The sequence below is a fragment of the Paenibacillus albidus genome, from assembly GCF_014644435.1.
Classification (GTDB): Bacteria; Bacillota; Bacilli; order Paenibacillales; family Paenibacillaceae; genus Paenibacillus_AQ; species Paenibacillus_AQ albidus.
In genome coordinates, this window is the sequence record NZ_BMKR01000006.1 from 187,042 (window position 1) to 209,095 (window position 22,054).

Annotated in this window: 18 protein-coding genes; 2 read left to right on the forward strand and 16 right to left on the reverse strand. The window is 50.0% G+C overall.

Annotated elements, in window-relative coordinates:
- Positions 1–137: 137 nt before the first annotated feature.
- Both IEY53_RS09165 and IEY53_RS09170 read left to right on the forward strand, forming a co-directional pair.
- A complete protein-coding gene (locus tag IEY53_RS09165; protein ID WP_189024123.1) occupies positions 138–545 on the forward strand; it encodes a hypothetical protein in 408 nt (135 codons plus the stop codon).
- Complete coding sequence (locus IEY53_RS09170) at positions 542–1,609, forward strand: phosphodiester glycosidase family protein (RefSeq protein ID WP_189024125.1); 1,068 nt, start codon at positions 542–544, stop codon at positions 1,607–1,609. The genes IEY53_RS09165 and IEY53_RS09170 overlap by 4 nt, the downstream gene beginning before the upstream one ends.
- Positions 1,610–2,831: 1,222 nt before the next feature.
- Here the strand turns inward: IEY53_RS09170 and IEY53_RS09175 are convergent.
- From IEY53_RS09175 to IEY53_RS09250, 16 genes are all read right to left on the reverse strand, one after another.
- Positions 2,832–3,599: an ABC transporter permease gene (locus IEY53_RS09175; protein WP_189024127.1), complete on the reverse strand. Its 768-nt coding sequence runs from the start codon at positions 3,597–3,599 to the stop codon at positions 2,832–2,834.
- Positions 3,600–4,361, reverse strand: coding sequence for an ABC transporter ATP-binding protein (locus IEY53_RS09180; RefSeq protein WP_189024129.1), 762 nt, complete (start codon positions 4,359–4,361; stop codon positions 3,600–3,602).
- A gap of 13 nt (positions 4,362–4,374) precedes the next feature.
- The gene (locus tag IEY53_RS09185) at positions 4,375–5,241 is read right to left on the reverse strand and encodes a pentapeptide repeat-containing protein (protein ID WP_189024131.1); all 867 of its coding nucleotides are present in this window, start codon (positions 5,239–5,241) and stop codon (positions 4,375–4,377) included.
- A 14-nt stretch (positions 5,242–5,255) separates the two neighbouring features.
- Positions 5,256–5,585, reverse strand: coding sequence for a PadR family transcriptional regulator (locus IEY53_RS09190; protein ID WP_189024133.1), 330 nt, complete (start codon positions 5,583–5,585; stop codon positions 5,256–5,258).
- Positions 5,586–5,848: 263 nt separating this feature from the next.
- The gene (locus IEY53_RS09195) at positions 5,849–6,103 is read right to left on the reverse strand and encodes an AbrB/MazE/SpoVT family DNA-binding domain-containing protein (protein ID WP_189024135.1); all 255 of its coding nucleotides are present in this window, start codon (positions 6,101–6,103) and stop codon (positions 5,849–5,851) included.
- Positions 6,104–6,228: 125 nt separating this feature from the next.
- Positions 6,229–6,693, reverse strand: coding sequence for a tRNA (uridine(34)/cytosine(34)/5-carboxymethylaminomethyluridine(34)-2'-O)-methyltransferase TrmL (trmL, locus tag IEY53_RS09200; RefSeq protein WP_189024137.1), 465 nt, complete (start codon positions 6,691–6,693; stop codon positions 6,229–6,231).
- A gap of 101 nt (positions 6,694–6,794) precedes the next feature.
- Positions 6,795–7,883 (reverse strand): 3-phosphoserine/phosphohydroxythreonine transaminase, encoded by a 1,089-nt coding sequence (gene serC / locus IEY53_RS09205; protein WP_189024139.1) that lies wholly within the window; start codon positions 7,881–7,883, stop codon positions 6,795–6,797.
- 105 nt (positions 7,884–7,988) lie between these two features.
- Positions 7,989–8,939 (reverse strand): hypothetical protein, encoded by a 951-nt coding sequence (locus IEY53_RS09210; protein WP_189024140.1) that lies wholly within the window; start codon positions 8,937–8,939, stop codon positions 7,989–7,991.
- 8 nt (positions 8,940–8,947) lie between these two features.
- Positions 8,948–11,692 carry a GH36-type glycosyl hydrolase domain-containing protein gene (locus IEY53_RS09215; protein WP_189024142.1) on the reverse strand — a complete coding sequence of 915 codons (2,745 nt, stop codon included), beginning with the start codon at positions 11,690–11,692 and terminating at the stop codon, positions 8,948–8,950.
- 22 nt (positions 11,693–11,714) lie between these two features.
- On the reverse strand, positions 11,715–12,551 hold the full coding sequence (locus IEY53_RS09220; protein WP_189024144.1) for a carbohydrate ABC transporter permease: 837 nt from the start codon (positions 12,549–12,551) through the stop codon (positions 11,715–11,717).
- A complete protein-coding gene (locus IEY53_RS09225) occupies positions 12,551–13,444 on the reverse strand; it encodes a carbohydrate ABC transporter permease (protein ID WP_189024333.1) in 894 nt (297 codons plus the stop codon). Before IEY53_RS09225 ends, IEY53_RS09220 begins: the two co-directional genes overlap by 1 nt.
- A 114-nt stretch (positions 13,445–13,558) precedes the next feature.
- Positions 13,559–14,938: an ABC transporter substrate-binding protein gene (locus tag IEY53_RS09230; protein WP_189024146.1), complete on the reverse strand. Its 1,380-nt coding sequence runs from the start codon at positions 14,936–14,938 to the stop codon at positions 13,559–13,561.
- Positions 14,939–16,223: 1,285 nt separating this feature from the next.
- On the reverse strand, positions 16,224–17,648 hold the full coding sequence (gene glnA, locus IEY53_RS09235) for a type I glutamate--ammonia ligase (protein ID WP_189024148.1): 1,425 nt from the start codon (positions 17,646–17,648) through the stop codon (positions 16,224–16,226).
- Positions 17,649–17,930: 282 nt separating this feature from the next.
- Complete coding sequence (gene aroF / locus IEY53_RS09240) at positions 17,931–18,977, reverse strand: 3-deoxy-7-phosphoheptulonate synthase (RefSeq protein ID WP_189024150.1); 1,047 nt, start codon at positions 18,975–18,977, stop codon at positions 17,931–17,933.
- Between the two features lie 609 nt (positions 18,978–19,586).
- On the reverse strand, positions 19,587–20,543 hold the full coding sequence (locus IEY53_RS09245) for a 4-hydroxy-3-methylbut-2-enyl diphosphate reductase (protein ID WP_189024152.1): 957 nt from the start codon (positions 20,541–20,543) through the stop codon (positions 19,587–19,589).
- Positions 20,544–20,601: 58 nt separating this feature from the next.
- Positions 20,602–22,053, reverse strand: coding sequence for a sensor histidine kinase (locus IEY53_RS09250; protein ID WP_189024154.1), 1,452 nt, complete (start codon positions 22,051–22,053; stop codon positions 20,602–20,604).
- Between the last annotated feature and the right edge of the window lies 1 nt (position 22,054).

Consider the following 22,054-nt stretch of genomic DNA (forward strand, 5'->3'; position numbering starts at 1 on the left):
TCTATAGAAATTGTATCTCAGTAGTTTAATAGGATGCAATTACTTTTTCTTTTTTCGGATCTCTCTTTCATTTTTGCGAAAATAGCTAAAGTCTGGTAGAATGGGAACTTGAAAAAAAATAGCCTGAGGTGATAAAAATGCAACCGCTAGCGGAATCGAAACCGGTTCAATCGCGCCGTGCTGCAGCGAGAAACGGACTTTCCGTCAAATGGTTTTTACTGTTCTGGATGATAGTGATCGGAATTGGCGTGTATGCAGTATACAGCTATACCAACCACTTGAAGCAGCAGGTGCTCAGTGAGCTTAGCACGCAAAGCCAGCAGCAGCTTACCGTTTTGAAGACCGACTATGAAGCAAGGATTGCCACACTCTCTGAGGAAGTGAAGGCTTTACAGAATACCGTGCAGACCTTTAACGAGCTGTTGACCTTCACCAAAGATAATCAAAGTGCCAAGACGGACAACAGCAACAAGCTCTACACCCAATTAAGCGAAGTCCGCAAGCAGCTCGATGCACTCAAGAAAGAAATGGACCTGCTCAAATGAGGACTCCTGTTCAAAAAGTAAACCGTTTTTTCATGCTTCTGACTGCACCGTTTTTCGGCCTGCTGCTAGGTTTGTGGTGGTATCATCCACCGCTTCAGCTGAACCTTGAGGTGGGACGTTTCGCTCCCGCTCCCGGACCTGTGCAGGAGACAGGCCAGCTAAAAAAGGATCTGACCCTGGCTCAATCCGCCGCTTCCTATACGATTGATTCCGTGAGCGCCAGCGCCAAGCTGTATCAGGAGACTACAACAGCGATGAATGCACTGGTACAGACCGCCAGTTCCCAGGCCACCCGGCCCGAGGTTATCTATAACCGCCGGATCTCTTCCAGGCTGGGCATTCCTTCGGATGTCATCAGCAGCGACCGGATACTCATTGAACTCTATCGGCTGAACCCGGGCGGCTACAAAGCTTACGCCATGAAAATCAAACTGAAGGACCCGGCAGCCATGACCATGAGTCTGGCGGAGGAATCCACACGCGGAGCCGAGACTACTCTGCATGCCGTCCAGCGCTACGGTGCCGTCGCCGGCATTAACGCGGGCGGATTCGCCGATAAAGCAGGGCAGCGCTACCCCTTGAGCACAACGGTTGTCGACGGCCAATATCTGTATGGCTTCGAGCCCAGCTACAAGGATCTCAGCTTTGTCGGACTGAATAAGTCCGGCCGGTTAATCGGTGGTAAATTCGCAAGCCGGGCACAGCTGGATCAGCTGGAGCCGGTGTTCGGTGCCACCTTTGTGCCTGTGCTTTTGAAGAACGGCGGCAAAGCTGCGATACCCGAGAAGTGGAAATTAACGCCTAAGCGCGCACCGCGTACCGTAATGGGCAAATATAAGGATGATCAGCTGCTGATTTTTGTAGCGGACGGATATAACGAGAACGGCAGCTCGGGAGCCACCCTTGAAGAGATCCAGCACAAGCTATGGAGCATGGGAGTGGTCGATGCCTACAATCTGGATGGCGGAGGCTCCTCCTCCCTGATCTTTAACGGAAGAGTCATCAACAAACCTTCCGACGGGAATTTGCGGGCCGTTCCGACCAGTTTTTTATTTTTCAGATAATCTCCCGAGGCCTGTCAATGCATCATATCACATTTACGTTTATTTTTTTAACATCACGGGTTATAATCAGGATAATGAATCCAGACTTTTGGAGGTGCCCAGTATGTCGTTCTCATTGACCTTTTGGATTGTTACACTTGTGTTTGTGTTATTTCTGGCCGGCATCCTCACATCATCCTACAACGATGACAAAACCAAAGGCCTGTAAAGGCAAAGGTATCCCGCAGCCCTCCGGCCGCAGGATACCTTTTTTATTGTTTAGGAAATGATGCAACGCCCAAAAATATGAATATCCTGGAAGCTTCAGATGATATAGCGGGGCAGGGGGATTGGGCTCCATTAGCGGAGTGAAGCGGACAGAGAAGACCCTATTTTGCGAAAAAGTCTGCTTTCCTGGGGGATTCGGACTCAGGAGCTGTTATATCGTTCGATTAAGCCTAGAATGAGGGGAGATAGGACTATTAGCGGAATCTCTGTCCGTTTATCCTGCTGAACAGACAAATCCTCCCCAATAACGGAATCTCTGTCCGTTTGTCCTGCTGAATAGACGAATCCTCTCCAATCATCAGCGGATTTCCTGTCCGCATCAGCCGCGGATAGATCGTGAAGGGACCACATCATGCCCGCTGAGGGACCCACGTAAAATTGCACGGTCAACCATGCATGTCCTAACCTTAGCTTATGGGCGAGAGTTGTGCACGTTGTACAACAATGTGAGCTCAAAGCAAGCTAAATGACGATAATCTTGCCTATTGTACAACAATCCGGGCCTCGTAAGCTCCGGGTGTTATTCACCCGTAGGGTGATTTTGTTCTTGAACCCCAACCCGCTAACGCTGCTGGTGCGTAAAGAAAATAACCAAAAATAAAAACAGCGGTAAGTCTTTGATCAAATAAAGTCCTAGACTGCCGCTGGCGAAGAAATAATTGACGGTGAAATCATACGTTTTCTACAACTGTCATAAAGCCCCCCCTTAGAAATATGGCGGTCAGTATATAACTGGCTTGATGGGAGTTCAACTATCGGGAATTTTAGTTCAATAAAACGCGCATGGTATGCTCAGCTGGATGCACTATCCTAAGAGGGATAACTCCTGCCGTATGACGAAGGCGACTGCAAAAAGAGCTTGTAAGGGAAAATAAAAAGCACCACTTGGGTGCTTTAAGCTGAGCTGATATTCCGGTACTCGGGAAATGCACTGCAACGTAGAATTCACCCTTTATTACACCCGCTTTTTATACACCCTCATTGCAAAGATATAGGCTACGAACAAGATCCCGACGCACCACGCAAGAGCGACCCATATATCATTTCCCACCGGTTGACCTGACAGTAACGCACGGATGGCTTCCACTATCGAGGTCACCGGCTGATTCTCCGCAAAAACACGAACGACCGACGGCATCGACTCAGTTGGGACAAACGCCGAGCTGATAAACGGCAGGAAGATAATCGGGTAAGAAAATGCGCTGGCGCCATCCACTGTTTTGGCAGACAATCCGGCAATCGCCGCGACCCAAGTTAATGCCAGCGTAAACAGGGCGAGCATGCCGGCCACTGCAAGCCATGGCAGGAGCCCCGCCGACGAACGGAAGCCCATAATGAGCGCTACGAGAATGATAACGACAACCGATATGGCGTTGGATACAAGCGAGGTTAGCACATGTCCCCACAGCACGGTGGAACGTGCGACCGGCATGGAGTGGAACCGCTCGAATATGCCCCGCTGCACATCGATAAACAGGCGGTATGCCGTATAGGATATGCCGCTGGCAATAGCAATCAGCAGTATGCCGGGCAACAGATAATTTACGTAGTTGTCGGTACCTGCTTGAATAGCGCCGCCGAGCACATAGACGAACATCAACATCATCGCGATCGGCATGATGGTGACCGTGACGATGGTATCCATGCTGCGGAAAATATGGCGCATTGAACGTCCGAGCATAACGCCTAAATCGCTGAAAAAATGGTTTTTTGTCGTTTCCATTTAAATGGCCTCCTTTTTGCCGATGATTGCGAGGAAAATTTCCTCCAATGTAGGCTGTTTTTCAACATACTCCACCTTTGCGGGCGGGAACAGGTTCTTTAGCTCCGAGAGCGTGCCGCTTACGATGATCCTGCCCTCATGCAGAATAGCAATTCGATCGGCAAGCTGTTCAGCTTCCTCCAAATATTGTGTGGTCAGCAGTACCGTCGTGCCGCCGCCCGCCAGTTCCTTAACAATTTTCCAGACCTCGATGCGGGCCTCGGGATCAAGTCCGGTGGTCGGTTCGTCGAGGAAAATGATCTGCGGTTTCCCCACAAGGCTCATGGAGAGGTCGAGCCTGCGACGCATACCACCCGAATAAGTAGACGCCTTACGGTCTGCGGCGTCTGTCAGGCCGAAGCGTTGAAGCAAATCGGCCGCAATCTGATGCGGATCTTTCAGATGCCGCAGCTTGGCGATCATGACGAGATTCTCCCTCCCGGTCAGAATCTCGTCTACGGCGGCAAATTGCCCGGTCAGACTGATGGATTGCCGCACACTGACCGGATTTGATGCAACATCGAATCCATTGATGATCGCGGTTCCGCTGTCTTGTTGAATCAGCGTAGTGAGGATTTTGACAACCGTTGTTTTACCTGCCCCGTTGGAGCCGAGCAGGGCGAAGATTTTACCCTTTTCCGCCTCGAAATCAACGCCTTTCAGCACATGATGCTCCTTGTAGGATTTTTGCAGTCCTTTTACTTGAATTGAAGCATTACGCATGTTTTCCCCTCCCTTATATAACTATAGTTTTTGACAAATCGGCCCCCATGCCTTTAAGCGCAGCATAGGTCAACTTATCCATCATCGCGCCGTCAAAGCAGATGGTTTTGATGGCACGGTAATACTTATTGGTCAAAGAAAAAAACGCCTGAAAAGACACATTCTTTAGTGTAGCGCCCCTGAACGAAACTTCCTTTACTGCCGCCTTGTCAAACTTGACGCCAATAAAGGTTTGCCCGTCAAAGCACAGCCCTCCCAGATCGGAAGATTTGAACTCCACGCCGTCAAAGATACAGTTTTCAAAAATTGTTTTTCTAAGGTCGATCATGGAGAATGTGACGTCGGTCAGTTTTACACCTGTGAATTTTGCTCCGTCCAGTCCCGACTTGCTGAAGTTAGTGCGTACAAGGATCGACTGATTGAAGCTTACATTCGCAAGGTCAAGGAGTGATAGGCTGCAGTCAGTCAGATTTGCGCCGTCAAAATTGGCATCACGCACGTCGCTGCTCTCAAACGAGCTGCCGGTCAAGTCCGCGTCCGTGAAATCAGAGCCTCGCAACTCGCTTGACTTAAATTGTCCTTTATGCGCGATAACGCCCGCAAAGTCGCTCGTTGGCAGGTTACTCGCGCTAAAGTTTGTCACCACCTGCCGTTCCAGCGAGCGGGCGAGATTGGCGACCTCCAGTATCGTTTCCTCGATGTCCCCGATACTTTCAATGGTCATCTTAAACGCTGTTTCATCGTCTTTGCCCTCGGCTTTGAGTTCACGATACCGCTCCTGCAAATCGGAGAGCAGGTCGGCCTTTAATTCGGTGATGCTTTTTACCCCATCGTATGGCGTAAAAACGCCGTTCAAATAGTTCGTCAATTTCTGATTCATCACATCACATCTCCTTATAATAAGTTTTCAAGCACGCGCTTTGCATACTCCCAGTTGCTTTTGTTGCGGACGTAAGCAGTCTTGCCCTTTTCGGTAATCCTAAAATATTTTCGCCGTCCACCCTGAGTTTCATCGCCCCAATACCACTCGATATCACCGTCCGCCTCAAGCCGCCGGACGCTGGAGTACATGGTGGCTTCCTTCAATTCATACTCACCACCCGAGCGTTCGGCAATCAGCTTCACAATCTCGTACCCGTAGCGGTCAGCTTCGGATAAGAGCCGTAAAATCATCGTATCGGTATGTCCGCGGAGCAGATCGGATGTAATTTTGTGCTCGCTCATATAATCAACCTCCGTATTTGTATAATACGACACACTACTGTGACTGTCAAGGTACTATTTTGAGTTAAATACTTTGTTTGAAAAGTAAGCTGTATATTCATAACGGTTCCTGCTTTTATTCTGCTTCGGAGATGATCAAGCATTATTGTCACTGAAGAATTACGTTGCAGAGTAGTTTCTTCTGACAGCTGGCGGCCATAAGAAAAAGCCATGCTCCCGGCATTGCCGGTGCATGGCTTTTTTCTTATGTAAGTTAAAGGTTCTTAAGCATGTCTTGGCAGCTGCGTCATTTCTGTGAGGCACCCTGAGCAAATATAACGATCCTTATATTCGCTGACCCCTTCCATCGATCCGCAGAAGACGCATTTGGGACGGTAGCGCTCCAGAATAATATGGTCGCCCTGTACCAGAATTTCCACAGGATCGCCTTCATTCATTTGATACCGTTTACGCAGGGATTTAGGCAGAACGATTCTACCGAGCTGATCCACTTTGCGAACTACACCAGCAGGTTTCATATTTAAATTACACCTCTCCTATTCAAAAGTTGATAAGTACCTACTACTTATTTCGGTTCTACTCGTTAATTTCGTTATGTTAATGTCGAATCCTGCTTGAAAATAATTAAAAAAACTTGTCTTTTTTAGACAAGCCCGGGAAAATCAAGCTGACGGAGCGCTTCATAGACGATGATCGCAGCCGAGTTGGACAAATTAAGTGAGCGGACCGCATCACTCATCGGCATACGCATATTCGTTTCCTTGCCGGCTTCCAGGATTTCGGCAGACAACCCTTTAGTTTCCTTGCCAAAAACGAAGAAATCGCCGTCCTGAAAGGTGAAATCACAATACCGTTTCTCAGCCTTGGTGGTAGCATAGAAAAACCGGCCTTCCCGGTATTTATCCAGTACTTCGGCAAACGAATCATGATATTCAATCGTGACCGCATGCCAGTAATCCAGTCCGGCCCGTTTCAGTGTGGCATCATCCGTACGGAAGCCAAGGGGACGGACCAGATGAAGATGGGTGCCTGTAGCCGCGCAGGTGCGGGCGATATTGCCGGTATTGGCCGGGATCTCCGGTTCAACCAGCACGATGTGAAGTGCCATAATAAGTGTATTTCCTCTCTAACGGGAATAGTGCCCGGTAATTGATGTCCCCAAATGTAATAACCTTCCACCCAAAGGCGGAAGGTTAGGGATTTAGTTCATTAACCTTGAGTTTGGCGGAAATGAGTCATGAAATCCGAAAGCGCCTTAACGCTCTCGTAAGGAACGGCATTGTAGATCGAAGCGCGCAAGCCTCCGACACTGCGGTGGCCCTTAAGCCCGATGAAACCTTCCTGCTCCGCAGCTTTGACGAACTGCTTCTCCAGTTCTTCGGACTGCATACGGAACGTTACGTTCATAATCGAACGGCTGCCTTGTTCTGCGACACCACGGTAGAAACCGTCGCTGCCGTCGATATGGTCATACAGCAAACCTGCCTTGTCCCGGTTCTTGGATTCGATGCCGGCAAGACCACCCTGCTCTTCAATCCATTTTAACACTTCATTGACCATATATACAGAAAAGGATGGCGGCGTATTATAAAGAGAGTTGTTTTTGGTATGGGTGCTGTAGCGCAGAATGGTCGGAATGTTCGACGGAGATTCCGCGATCAGCTCTTCCTTGGCGATAACTACTGTCACACCGGAAGGTCCGAGATTCTTCTGGGCACCGGCGTAGATTAGTCCGAATTGGTTCACATCAAATGAACGGCTGAGAATGTCACTCGACATATCGGCGATCAGCGGAATCGAACCGGAATCCGGAAACTCCGCGTACTGGGTACCTTCAATGGTCTCATTTGAAGTCACATGCAGATAAGCGGCATTCTCTGCAGCCTGAATAGAGCTCAGCTCCGGGATAGCCAGGAACTTCTTATCCTCTGAAGAAGCGGCCACGTGGGCACCGGCTACCAGCTTGGCTTCTTTAAACGCTTTGTCTGCCCAGCTGCCTGTCATTACATAGCTGCCAACCTGTCCCTCTGAAATCAGGTTCATCGGAATCATGGCAAATTGTGTGCTGGCTCCGCCTTGGATGAACAGTACCTTATAACCCTTAGGTTTGCCGAGGAGCGAAAGCAGACGTTCCTGCGCCTCATTATGCACGGATTCGTATATCGCTCCACGGTGTGACATCTCCATGATGGACATGCCGCTCCCCCGGAATTCGACAAACTCCGCCTGTGCGCGTTCCAGTACTTCCAATGGCAACGCAGCAGGACCGGCATTAAAATTGTATGCTCTCTTGCTCAATTTGCTCCCCACCCTTTCTCTCCTATGAATATGGATATGGCTATGATAGCAATAATCTCAGACACCAGCAAGTATAATTATTCACATGAGAGGTAAGATCAGAGCCTAGGATGGGCTGAAAAAACGATAGATTCTGCGCCAGTGCTTGCTTTGACGCGGTAAAAGACTAATGTTCACAAAAACTTCAGGAGAGATAACATGCTGTTCTCCCCATAAGGCCATCCGCGCAATCCGGAAATCTCCGCTTTCACGTACGCCAATACCGCTTGGCTTATGCCGCAGCTCCCAGGCAAAGGTTTCGCCCGTCTGCTCCCAGCCTCCCAGCTTGCAGTAAAACGGACGGTCCGGCCTGGCCCGCCAGCTTAGTCTATCCCCGGAGAGCGCCAGCAATTCACTGGTGTAAGAGGATTCCGGTGCTTCGATCACGATATTACCCGGCAGCCGCAATTCAAATTCCGGTCCGGTGGTCATTCCATTGATTCCGATAAAATTATGCATATACTCTTCCGTATGAATGGGTTTTTTACCTTTATTTTCCAATTTGTATTGAATGGTAAGGATATCGTTTTGAAGTGAGATCGTTTTATTGAATAACACGCTGTAACCACCGCACTCCAGAGGCTCTGAGGTAAACCCCAGCGCATGGCGGCTCTCTTCCCTTTTAACGGCAAAAGGCTGGACCGGGTAGTCCGCCGTGAATGAATAGGGCTGATCATTCAGCTTCTGCAGCAGCCCGACACCAGGCTTGGGGAACCAGTCCCCTGCCTTGATCCCGTCATAACCTATTGCCCGGGAAATTCCAAACTCATTGCACAGCCCCTGGCCACCGCTGCCCTCCCCGGGAATCAAGCTTTCCGGCACACAAAAAGTGTGCCCCCCGCGCTCCAGTGTCACCTGTGTAATAAATCCCGTCCAATCAAAACGTGAGCCCCGGTACTCCCCCAGATCGGCAATATCGACCGTCAGAACACCATTCGACAACTTATAACCCATAATGACATGTCCTTTCACACCGGCAACCGCTATAAGCAGCGGTGCAGGCGCTCGAATATTCAAATGGCCGCCTAGACCAGTTCAACTTCAAGGCGGTGTAATTCTCCTGCTGCCAGAGCTTCAAGCTGGCTCCGCGGGATAAGCACTCCTTCCGGCGAATGTTGCAGTGCCAGCTCCGCTCCATTAAGGGTGACTTTGCCAATGCGGTACTCTCCATACATGCGGCTTCCTGAAGAACGATAGCATACTTCCAAAGTACGCTCCGCGAACAAGGTGCGAATGGAGGCTGTCCCGTCTGCATCGAACTGTTCTTTGACCAACTTGGGAGCCAGCAGCAGATCGCCGAGAATTCCTTTTACCCCAAACACCTCTGTCACCATCGTCAGCAGAAGCCAGCTGGCCGAACCTGTTAAATAGGGATACATCCCCCGGCCCTGCTCGTTGATGTATTCGGGAATGCCAGGGTACATCCGGCTTACGCTGTAATCGCTGCTCAGGCAGTAAATGGAGTTCAGCACCTGATGCCCTTCCTCCACGAATCCGCGTTTATAGAGGGCATTCCCATACATAACTGTCATGTGGCTAAACATGGCGCCGTTTTCTTTGTGGCCAAAAGCGAAGCCGAAAGCCCGCCCGAGATTTTGCTGAATCCCTCCGAAATTCGTGTTCAGCCTGTAACCGATGCGCTTATCAAGCAAGTGTTTCTCCACCGCAGCAATGATCTGCGGAACCTGTTCAGGAGCAGCGGCAGGCCCCATTAACGGGAATACCTGGCCGGTCAATGTCATCCGCACCCCTTCGGGGAAATTACCTTCCACCGCTTCGCCATCATTATTGTAGTAACCATTGAACCAGCCGCTGCCATCTTTCCCCTGTACCCATTCACTGCGGCGCAAATGCCCGAAGATCCACTCTGCCTTGCGCTTCAGATCATCGGCCACACTTTCTATTGTAAGGGCCAGCCGGACGCCGCTCACTTGGTTCGGTGCTGCCGCATAGAATCGGTCCAGCCGTTCATGCTTATCCTTCACGGAGCCGTAGTCGAGGTGTTCACTGGTTGAATCCAGCAGCAATGTTATTTCTTCTGCAAGCTGCACTGTCTCCTGACCCGTACGCTCCCGGAGTGTACGCAGCATCCCCGAGATCTCCAGCAGATTGCTGGCATAAAAAGCGGTAAAAGTCACACTTTCTCCCCGCTCGGCTGCCATATCCAGCCCGTCATTCCAGTCCGCACCCTCGAGCCGGATGTTATTATGTTCACCGACATTAAAGAACGGAACCAGGTTCTGCAGCAAAATATGTTCCAGAATCGTCCCTCTATAGACCGCTCCGGTCCGGGTTCTCAGTTCATTTCCCGCCTCCGGGTTCCAGTCCATATCCCGTTCACGGCAGCGGCTCCTGTAGGAATCACGGAAATAGCTCTGCTGCTCCAGCAGGAAGTCCAAATCTCCGCTCTGATTCAGATATAGCGCGGTAGTCAAGAAAGGCCAGGCTCCGTGATCCATCCATACCCGCGGAATATTGTTGCGGTCTGCAATAAATTCGCCGGGTTTTGCGCCGATAATGGTGGCATTGCTGCCGTCGATGCGGACCCCGGCATAGTTGTTCAGCAGCAGGCTGCGCACTTCCGCCGGTTCCATAATGAGCAGAGCCAGACAATCCTGCCACAGATCACGCCAGCCCCGTCCCCCCCGGCCATAATCATGGTAAGGCAGAAACGAGTTGCCGTAGAGCCTTCTCAGTACCGGCTGCAGGGTAACCCATTTCATCCATCGGTCGGCTTCCGGATGACCGGTATGGAACTCTACCGTACTCACTTTTGCCTTCCAGAAAATCTGGTTCTCCGCGAATAACCGGTCAAAGGCTGCGGCTGATCCGTATTTCGCCATCAGAGCCGGGACATCCATACGCTGGTTATGGATAGCCATTACAACAATATACACCGTGCTGTCTTCGGGAAGCAGCGAAACCGTGGCAAAACGGATTCCGCCCAGCGCCTCATAACCCTCCCGGAATGCACCGCGATCTGCCGGGGCAGGATCAGCGTTCAGCACCACCGCTTCCGGCCAGTCCAGGCTTCCCCCTTCCCCGATAAATTCCTCCTGCACCGGGAAGAAGCCAACAGGGGCACTCCCGTCTCCTGCCGCACCGAACACACCGTAAGAGGTAGGGTTAACCCGGTGACCGCGTTCATCAAAAGACAGTGCAGGCTGAACCTCAACACCGTATGCTGTAGTATAGATCCGGTTCAGCAAAGAGGTCACATGCCGGTGGTCGCGCAAATCATCTGCCGAACGGGCATAAAGCGGCACCGCAGCGGTTGGCGTCACCGTTATGCTGTCATTCCCCTTGTTCGTAAGCACTACCTTCATAAGCTCGACCTTGTCATTACCGCAGGGTACGAAGTTAGTGATTTCAGCTTTGACTGCGAATCTTGTGCTGCTGCGTGTCACCCGGTGCCAGAGAAATCCGGCCTCCAAAGCCACTTCATCCTTATCGGGCTGATAGAAGCCCGCAATTTGACCCGCCGAGTTCCCGGCAGCCGACCAGGCCCCCTGGCCTTCGATATGTACCCAGAAGTTGCGGGAAGACCGGGAGTTATGCAGATCCTCCACCGATAACGGAGGAGTCAGAAAGGTATCGTGCCCGGAAGTAGCCATCCCATGTTGCGTGGGGCTCACGGAGGACTTCATCCCCCCTTCATTCACCAGCGGAAAATACAAATGGCTGCTCCGGTCAGGATTCAGAAGTTTAAACTCCTCTTCATTTCCCGTGAACACCCAGCCTTGAGGCTCCGTTTGCTTCACTTCATTCATCCTTTCCATAGGTTGCTGGCGGTTACGCTTTGACAGCCCCGGCCAATGCACCATCGACAATATATTTCTGAATAAAGGTATAGAGAATAATCAGCGGGGCTGAGACAATCATGATGCCACAGGCCAGCATCGGCCAGTTATTGCCGTATTGCCCGCGGAACTCCTTCAGCCCGAAGGTGATAGGATAGTTGTCAGGGCTCGGCAAATACATGACGGGCCCGACAAAGTCATTCCAGATCCCGATGGCTGTCAGAATTACACCGGTTGCGATCACCGGCTTCATCAGCGGCATAATGATCTGGAACAGGTAGCGGTTATAGCCGCAGCCATCCATCCCCGCCGCCTCATCCAGCTCCCGGCTGATCGCTTTGATGTAACCGGTGAACATCATGAATACGATGCCGGTGCCGCTTGTTTTGAGCAGGATATAACCAAGCTTCGTGTCATAGCCTACAAACCCAAGTTCCTGCTTCAGCGCCAGCATCAGCTTGAACTGGGCCACCATGGGATTTGGCAGAAACTGCGACAGCAGAAAGAACAGATAGATAAAACCGCTCCATTTCACATACCCTCTGGCTACCGGAAACGCTCCAAATAACGAAACGATCAGTGTAAGCACCGTCGCCACAACCGTATAGAGCAAACTGTTCGAGAAATAATCGGCAAAATTGCCCTGCGTCCAAGCTTCCTTGTAGTTATTCCATTGTATGCTTTGGACCACGCCGATCGGGTCCAGAAGATATTCGGTAAACGATTTGAACGACACGTTAAATACAAACAGCAGCGGCACAATGTATACCACCAGCAGCACAGCCACTGCAGCGTAGGAGAGCATCCGGGAGGAACGGGAAGCTTTCATTAATGCTCCACCTCTCTCTTGCGCATTTGTTTGACTGCAACCACGACAAAGACGAGGATCATCAGAAACTGCACCACGGACAAAGCCGAGGGCAGACCCATTTGCAGACTGCCGCGGAAGGTTTCCTTGTAGACATCATAGGCCATGGTTCTGGTGTTGAAACGTCCGTCGGTTGTCGCCAAGATAATATCAAAGGTTGACATCGCACCGATGATCGACAGGAGCATATTGACCGTAAAAGAAGGTGCAATCAGCGGGAAGGTAATATGCTTGAAGGATTGCCATTTGCTTGTACCGTCGATATATCCTGCTTCATACAGATCCTTAGGCACCGATTGCAGGCCGGCCAGAAAAATAAGCATGGAATAACCCATATACATCCAGATTTGCACAAATATAATATAGCCAAAAGCATGGGTAAAGCTCCCGAAGAACATATCCTTATAGCCGAACATAACATCATACAGCTGATTCACCGGACCACTGAGCGGATCGAACATCATCCCCCAGACCAGCGCGACGACAGCGACACCCAGGACCACCGGCAGGAAAAACACCGCCCTGTAGAAATAATCGCCTTTCAGCCTTTGATTGATGATCACAGCTACCAGCAGGGCCACCCCATTCTGTACAACCGTTACAATAAACATGAAATAAAGCGTCCTGATGATGGAATCCACACGTTCCCCAGAGTTCCCTGCAAAAAACACATCATAATAATTATCCAGCCCCACAAAGTTCATCTTGCTTCCCGGCACATTCGTTATATCTGTAAAAGAATAAATTACCGTCATTACCGAAGGGCCGAAGTAAAAAACAATATACAGCGCCATTGGCAGCATAAGCAGCAATAGCGGAACATAACGTGCCAGGCCTTTTCCGAATGGATACATCTCTTTCACCTGCCTATCCTCATTCAATACAAACCCGGGGCCTGAACAACACAGGCCCCGGAAACTGCACAGTAGGTTCCTTTGCTGAATTACCGGCTCATACACGAATAAAACTTATTTGGGAGCAGCTGCTTCCCATTCCTGCTGCTGCACATCGGCCAGTTCCTTCGCCGTTTTGAATTCGCCGCCGGGTGCCAGGTATTCAGTGTGTACACCTTCAGCCGCCAGATGTTCGCCGACGTTGTCGCGGTTAATCATCAGAATCTCATACGCCAGCTCAAAATCGCCGGACAGGTACGGGGACAGCTCCTTATCGATGAATTCACTGTCAGTCTGAATATTATCCTGTGTCGGCAGGAATCCGGCAGCTTTGACATACGAAGTGTAATTCTCCGGTTCGGAGAAGAACTCCAGCCATTTCAGGGCCCCCTCTTTGTTGGGGCCTTTGTCTGCGGCATACCAGGTAACATCATATTTGCCGACAAGCGACTTGTTCTTGGCCGCATCCTCGGTGGCCGGGATCGGGAAATAGCCAAATTTCAGGTCCGGGTTCGCAGTCGCAATGGTTGGCGCATCCCAGGTTCCATCCGCAATCAAGGCCGCTTTGCCTGTAGCAAAGAAAGAAGGTGCAGTGGCATAGTCAATGCCCATAAAACCGTCGATAATGTATTTATCCTGAAGCGTTTTCATTTTGTCCAGTACCTCTACAGCTTCTGCATCGTTGTATGCGGCCTGGCCTTTCCAGACACCCTCAATCCATTTCTGCTGATCCCCGCCGCCCAGAATCTTGGCCTGCAGTCCAAATACCGGCAGCTTTAACGGCCACACGTCTTTGCCGGCCACAACAATTGGCACGACATTCTTCTCCTTCAGAGTATCCAGCACCTTAATGAACTCTGTCCAGGTGGCCGGAACGGCCAGTCCATGCTGTTCAAAAATTTCTTTGTTATAGAAAAATCCAGACATCGCCACCTTACCCGTTGGTAACGCATACACTTTATCTTTGTACGTGCCGGCTTTGGCAATATCATTGGCGTTGTAGTTCTTCACAAAAGGCTGGTCCGTCAGATCAGCGATCAAGCCGGAATCAATCCACTGCTGCCAATCCGGCACCTTCGCGCCCGGCGTCCATTCCTTCGGCGACAATCTCATACCGGACAAATCCGCAAGAACATCCACATCACCTGCCGTAATCCTGGCTCTTTGTGCCTGCTTAAACTCATCATCCGGACCGGTTGTTGTATACTCCACTTTGTATTCCGGGTACTTCTCTTCGAATTTCTTATTGATTTCCTCAATCGCTTTGTTAATATTCTCCTGTTTCCAGTGTAAAATCTTGACCACGGTCTTCTCCCCGGAAGCCGGTTTCCCGGTTGCCTCATTCTTCGGAGCGTTGCCGGCCTCATTGTTCGCACCGTTGCCGCCGCCTCCGCATGCCGCCAAGGAGAGCAGAAGAACAGAGCTCAACAAGACTGCAGAAAGCCTTTTAACCATTGTTGTTACCCCCTAATATAAATGGATTTTTATTACGAAACATCTTCTCTGTATGCTGCGTAGTGGAAATATAGCTAAACTTTACAGAAATCGGTTTCGTCGTGTTCATTATTACACCCTTATTTTTCTTTGTAAAGTGTTTTTTTCAAACCAGCATGTTCATTACTTTTATGTAAACCAAGCCTTATATTATCAATAAACTCAGCAATAACGCCTAAAAATTATATTGACGACGCCGCTGAAACTCTATAAAATAACTACCGAAAGCATTTTCGATATTTCAGATTATTTTTATCCAATCATGACTTATAAGTGTCTGTCCGCTAGGCGTTATTCCTGTTTTTTCGTGAAAATAGTATCTTTTTATGGTCATAATACAAAAAAACTAGCGAAAATTGACGATATTTTGTATTTTAAGTTTCTAAAATCAGGCTTACTATAGCCGTGTTTCGGAAGATAACAGGATCAAAATTATAGAACTCGAACCCTTTATCCGCCCCCCCTCAGCACTTTCCGCCAGAGTATAAACAAGCCCGGAAAAGTAGCTGCCTGTTGCTCTATGCTCTTATAGCTCATCCTCAGGCACTAATTCCTTCATTGTGGAACCGAAGCTGATTGCTAAAAGGCTCCTGTGGGGCCGCTGGGCACAATCACCTCCTCTCACTTCCCTCGGATACCACTGCACCGCTGTGAAGCTTAACGACGGCTTGGGAAGCCTCTCTCATCACGCTGCAACATATGTAGGAGCGTCGCAGCAGTTGCAGCCTTCACAGCTCTTCCCAGTTCTCGCAGTCCCCCACAGTCCTCGCGCCCATCAAAACATTTCCGGCAAGTATAGCGTCAGCTCACCAACACTATATGCAGTAAACCCTTCCACACCGTTCAGCAGCGTATCTTGCCCCTATCTTGACGATCCTTGGCCGTAAAAAAGGGGCATCTGCCGCCCCACTCAGAAGGATAGTGTTTCTAATGTATTTTGTGCCGCACAATCTCTCTGGCAGCGTTCGAAAACCCATTCCGGTGTATTTCATACATCGGGAAATTAGAAAACAGTCCAACATAGCCGATTTCTGCTTTTCCTAATGTATAAATTGCATCGAAATCGAAAAACAGCAGGATTTCCCCGCAATCTACTGTACAAAATGCAGTCCAAAACAATCCCTAAACCAATCTGCTGGCATTCTGGCCTACAGTATTAGAGGAGATGGCACGCAAAAAGGCGGCTGTCTCCGTGTATAAATACACTTGAGACAGCCGCCTTTTTGAGTTTCAGGGTTATTCGGTATTAGCAGTCGAAGTACAGGGAGTATTCATGTGGGTGAACCCGAATGGATACTGCTTGCGCTTCGGAACGTTTCAATGCGATATAGTTGTCGATGAAGTCCTTGGTGAATACGCCGCCTTCTGTAAGGAATTCGTAGTCTGCTTCCAGGGAATCAAGCGCTTCGTCCAGGCTGCCCGGAACGCTGCGGATTTTTTCCTTCTCGGCGTCAGGCAATTCGTAAATGTTCTTGTCGAGAGGACCGTAACCCAGCTCTTGCGGGTTGATCTTCTTCTTGATTCCGTCCAGGCCGGCCATAAGCATTGCGGAGAATGCCAGGTATGGATTCGCTGTGGAGTCCGGTGTACGGAACTCGATACGACAGCCCTTAGGGGTTACAGCCGCTACTGGGATACGTACTGCTGCGGAACGGTTACCTTTGGAATACACCAGGTTAACCGGTGCTTCATAACCTGGAACCAGACGTTTGAACGAGTTGGTGCTTGGGTTAGTCAAAGCGATCAGAGCCGGTGCATGGTACAGGATTCCGCCGATATAGTGCAGAGCCATTTCGCTCAGGTTCGCATAAGCGCCTTTTTCGTAGAACAAAGGCTCACTGCCGTTGAAGATCGATTGGTGAACGTGCATTCCGCTGCCGTTGTCGCCGAAGAGCGGTTTTGGCATGAAGGTTGCAACTTTACCGTATTGACGGGCAGTGTTGTGCACAATGTATTTGTATGTGAGCAGGTTGTCGGCTGTTTTCTTCAGCGTGTCGAAACGGAAGTTGATCTCCGCTTGTCCTGCAGTAGCTACTTCATGGTGATGACGTTCGATGCGCAGGCCTGCTTCAGCCAGCACACGGCACATTTCACTGCGGATATCCTGTTGGGTATCTACAGGTGCTACAGGAACATAACCACCCTTAACACCAACTTTGAATCCCAGGTTGCCGCCTTCTTCCTTGCGGTTTGTGTTCCAAGCTGCTTCTTCGGAATCTACGAAGAATGAAGCACTGTTCATTCCGCTCTCGTAGCGAACATCGTCGAAGATGAAGAATTCGGATTCAGGCGCGAAGAATGCCGCTGTGCCCACACCGCTTGCTTGCAGGAACTCTTCTGCTTTAACTGCAATACCGCGAGGGTCGCGTTCATAACGTTCGCCGTCTGGGGTAAAGATGTCGCACATGATGTTAAGAGTCGGATGTGCGGTAAACGGATCGATATAGGTAGCACTTGTATCCGGCATCATAACCATATCAGATTCTTCAATCCCGCGGAAACCTGCAATGGAAGAACCATCAAAAGCAACACCATTTACAAATGTTTCTGCTTCTACTTCAGAAGCCGGCAGTGAAATATGGTGAGCACGTCCACCTAAATCTACAAACCGAAAATCAACCCACTCGATATTGTTCTCTTTAATTGTTTCCAGCACTTTTTCAACCGACATGAATTTTTCCTCCCCAAGTTCCGAACATTAAGCCGTTCACAGTATGCAAATGTTCTTGTTTTAATTTTTTTTGCTGTCGTCATTATAAATCTCAAACCTCACATCGTCAATGCTTATGTCAGGTATTTATTATTGCAATGTAAGATATTCTGACGCTTTCGTGAAATTCGGTTTGCCGTAAGAACCACTTGCGAAATCACGGGTGCAAATACTGCAAATAGCCCTCTTCCCCTTGACTGGCGCGGGGAAAGAGGGCTGTAATATTTAATTATACCTCCAGGATCAGACGGCCGAAACCGCCTGTGGCGCCGGGGAAAACTTACGTCCGACCAGCGGAGCCAGCTTCTCCAAATCGCGAAGCAGGTTATCGAATTGGTCAGGGAACAAAGACTGGACGCCATCGCCTGTCATGGAATTATCCGGATCTGTATGCATTTCAATAATCAGTCCGTTTGCGCCTGCGGCCACGGAAGCTTTTGCCATCGGTTCCACCAGTTCCCGGCGTCCTGTGCCATGGCTCGGGTCGGAGATGACCGGCAGATGGCTCAGGCTTTGCAGTACCGGAATGGCCGAAAGGTCAAGCGTATTGCGTGTGTAGGTCTCGAACGTACGAATCCCGCGTTCGCAGAGCATGACATCGCGGTTGCCGCCTGCCAGGATGTATTCCGCCGCATTGAGCAGCTCATCATAGGTCGCACTGAAGCCGCGTTTCAGCAGCACCGGACGTCCACAGGTACCGAGCTTGCGCAGCAGATCAAAGTTCTGCATATTACGTGTGCCGACCTGCAGAATATCCGCATGCTCAGCGCAAATGTCTACATATTCCGGTGTCATAACCTCGGTAATGGTCAGTAGGCCATGACGTCTGCCCGCTTCGGCCATCATGGTCAAACCTTCAACGCCTACACCCTGGAAGCTGTAAGGTCCGGTGCGGGGCTTGAATGCGCCTCCGCGCAGTACCTGGGCACCCGAAGCTTTGACAAGACGGGCTATTTCGTCAATTTGTTCCGGGGATTCAACCGCACAAGGCCCGCCCATAATCACGAGGTTCTCGCCACCGATCTTTACGCCGCGAATATCAATGATGGTGTCTTGCGGATGGAAGTCGCGGCTGGCCAGCTTGTAGGATTTGGAGATCTTCACGACATTCTCCACCCCCTTCATTTGACGCAAATGCTCGGCAAGCTTCGGTGTGACGGTTCCCACCAGGCCAATAACCGTATGGTCAGCCCCACGGGAAAGATGCACCTGCAGTCCTTCTCTTTCAATTACGCCAATAATATCCTTAACCTGTTCTTCCGGTGTTTGATTGGATGTAATAACGATCATATAATAGTCCCCTTTTATGCAAATATATTCGATCATACGGATCTTTTGAACGACGCTATCGCGCTACGACGCTTTTAAGCTTCTACGCTTTTAATCACTAAAGTTATTTTAACGCAAAATCCAAATATCGTCAATAGGTTTTCCTCCTGTAAATCTTCTGACTCCGTAAGCTCCACGGCATGCAGAGGAAAACGGATGTGACTTTTAACGGAGCCAATCAATAACTAAACCCTCCCGAAACCTGTAAATGCTCCAGCTATGGAGGAAATCGTCCGGGAGGCTTTTTCTGAATGATATCCCCATGAACAAGGGCGCTGGTTGTCTGGAATCAGTCCAAGCTGGGCCCGGCGCTGATAAAGACTATCCTGGTTACCGGAGTTTCGATTGTTTCGGTCGGATTAATGGGTGCAGCTCCAGATTGTCATGATTCCGCTGCTTTGAGCAGAAAAAGTGACGCTCGAAGACGGATGGGTTTCCCTAAAAAAACGAAGAGCAGCGATTCTCCAGTAAAGGGAGAATCGCTGCTCTTCTGTCTGGTCACGGTTATTAAACCGAGCTAGACTGTCTCATTCAAATGAATATATAAAGTACGTAGCCGCCGTTCGCGCTCTAGATCGTGCTGGCCGTCTTGTTCTTCACCGGAGGCAGCAGCTTCGCCATATTCACCGTACGTTTAATTTCCCATGTCTCGGGAAGCGCCGGATCATATTGCTCCAGATAGTTAATTACCTCTTTGGTAATCGGCGTAGGGGTGGAAGCGCCTGATGTGACTCCAACAACATTAATGCCCTGCAGCCACTCCGTCTTCAGCTCGGATACATCCGAGATGCGGTAGGCGGTTACACCGGCAATTTCCTCCGACACCTGGGCCAGGCGGTTGGAGTTGTTGCTGCGCGGATCACCGACGACAATGAGCAGATCACATTGTCCGGCCTGCTCCGCTACGGCCTCCTGCCGTACCTGGGTAGCCATGCAAATCTCATTGTGCACTTCCGCACCGGGGAAGGTCTCCAGCAGCTTTTTCATTATGTGCTTGATATCCCATTGGCTCATCGTGGTCTGGTTGGTAATCACAATCCGTGATGAAGGAACGGATAAAGTGGCTATTTCTTCTTCCTTCTCGATCAAATGTACATGCTCGGGGGCAATTCCCACGGCACCTTCAGGCTCAGGGTGGCCCTTCTTGCCGATATAGATGACCTCATACCCCTCTTCAACCTTCTCCTTGATGAGATCATGCGTCTTCGTAACATCGGGACAGGTGGCATCCACAGTGGTCAGGCCTTTCGCCCGGGCCATCTTGCGGACCTCCGGGGATACGCCGTGGGCAGTGAAAATTACCGTACCGCTGTCTACCTGATCCAGAATATCAAGACGGTTATGCCCGTCGAGTGTAATAATTCCGTCATCTTCAAACGAGTTGGTCACATGACTGTTGTGCACAATCATGCCCAATATATAAATCGGCCGGGGCAGGTCTAGATTTTGCGCGGCCTGACGCGCCATGACCATGGCGTCAACGACGCCGTAGCAATACCCCCGGGGAGAAATTTTGATGACTTCCATCACTTTCACCAGCTTTCTGCTGTCTTAGACTGCATATTAAGGACCCGTCTATTATACCCTATTCGAGCGGCGGAGCAAAGAGAAGCGGCAGCCAGATCACAAAAGTGGTCCCCTCACCCTGTCGGGTGACTACCTCGACAGACCCGCCATGTTCATCAATAATCCATTTGGCAATGGACAGTCCAAGTCCGATCCCTTCGGTAATCCCCCGCGACTCATCTGCCCGGTAGAAACGGTCGAAGATATGCGGAACCTCCTCCTTGTCCATTCCAATTCCTGTATCCGTGATCCGAATGCCCACCTGGTTCTGGTAGAAGACCGTATCCATGGATACGTTGCCCTCAGGAGTATATTTGAAAGCATTGTCAATAAAAATGAACAGCATCTGCTGCAGATAATCCTTGTTGCCGACGATATATTTGCCGTTCAGATGCGTCATATCGCCGACTGTCCATTCTGCCTGGCGGGGCAGGAAGGAGGCGCGGCGCGCGACTTCAGTCATCATCGGTTCCAGCGCTACCGGCTCTTTGGCAAAGGTGCGGCCCGTATCGGCACGGGCCAGGGAAAGCATATCGGCCACCAGTCCGCTCATGCGCTTGGATTCATCGGCTATATCCTTCACCGATTCGATCGACAGCTGGCGGATTTCCGCATCGGTCATTTTGCCCTCACCCGGTTCCATCTCCCATACCTTTTGCAGCAGGTCGATATTTCCGCGAATGGTCGTCAGCGGCGTACGTAGCTCATGTGAAGCGTCCGATACAAAGCGGCGCTGGGCCGCATAGGATTCTTCAAGATCCTTATAGAAACCTTCCATGCGCCCGAGCATGCTGTTGACCGTCTCAATCAGCCGTCCGATTTCATCGGGTGGCCCGTCATATTCTATCCGGGAGCTCAGGTCGTTGCCCGTCTGAATACCGCTCGCCGCCTCAATCACCTTGCCAATCGGGCTCATCGACTTGCGGGCCAGGAACAATCCGAACGTGAAGGCGGCAATAAGGGTGGCAAAAGAGCCGACGAGCAGTATATTTTTGAGCCTTTCCATCAGTCTGTCCTGCTCTCCCACATAAGCAGCCATTTGAAGAACTGCAGCGGGATTTCCATCAAAACCTGGAATATCAACGGATCTCTGATAGATTAAAAAAGAATTGCCACCGTAGACCGCACGTATAAAACCTTGTTTGTTGTCCACCACAGCCTGTTCAGGAATCTCGAATTTCAAGTTATTGTTATGCATATTGTTATTGGAAATTATCTTATTGATATTATAGATATACATTTGTGCAAAAAGATTCTGTCCTTCAAGACTGCCGCCTACCATAAGATTTATGGTACCATCATAGGTCCAGGCTTGGCTCAGAACAACTTGATTGGACTGATATTTAAGTCTCTCCTTTATATCTCCATACGTATTAATATATACAAAACCGTAAATTGCGGCTGAGAAGGCCAGCAGCATAACGGCCAAAATCCCTGAATACCAAGCTGTCAGCCGCAACCTTATGGACATA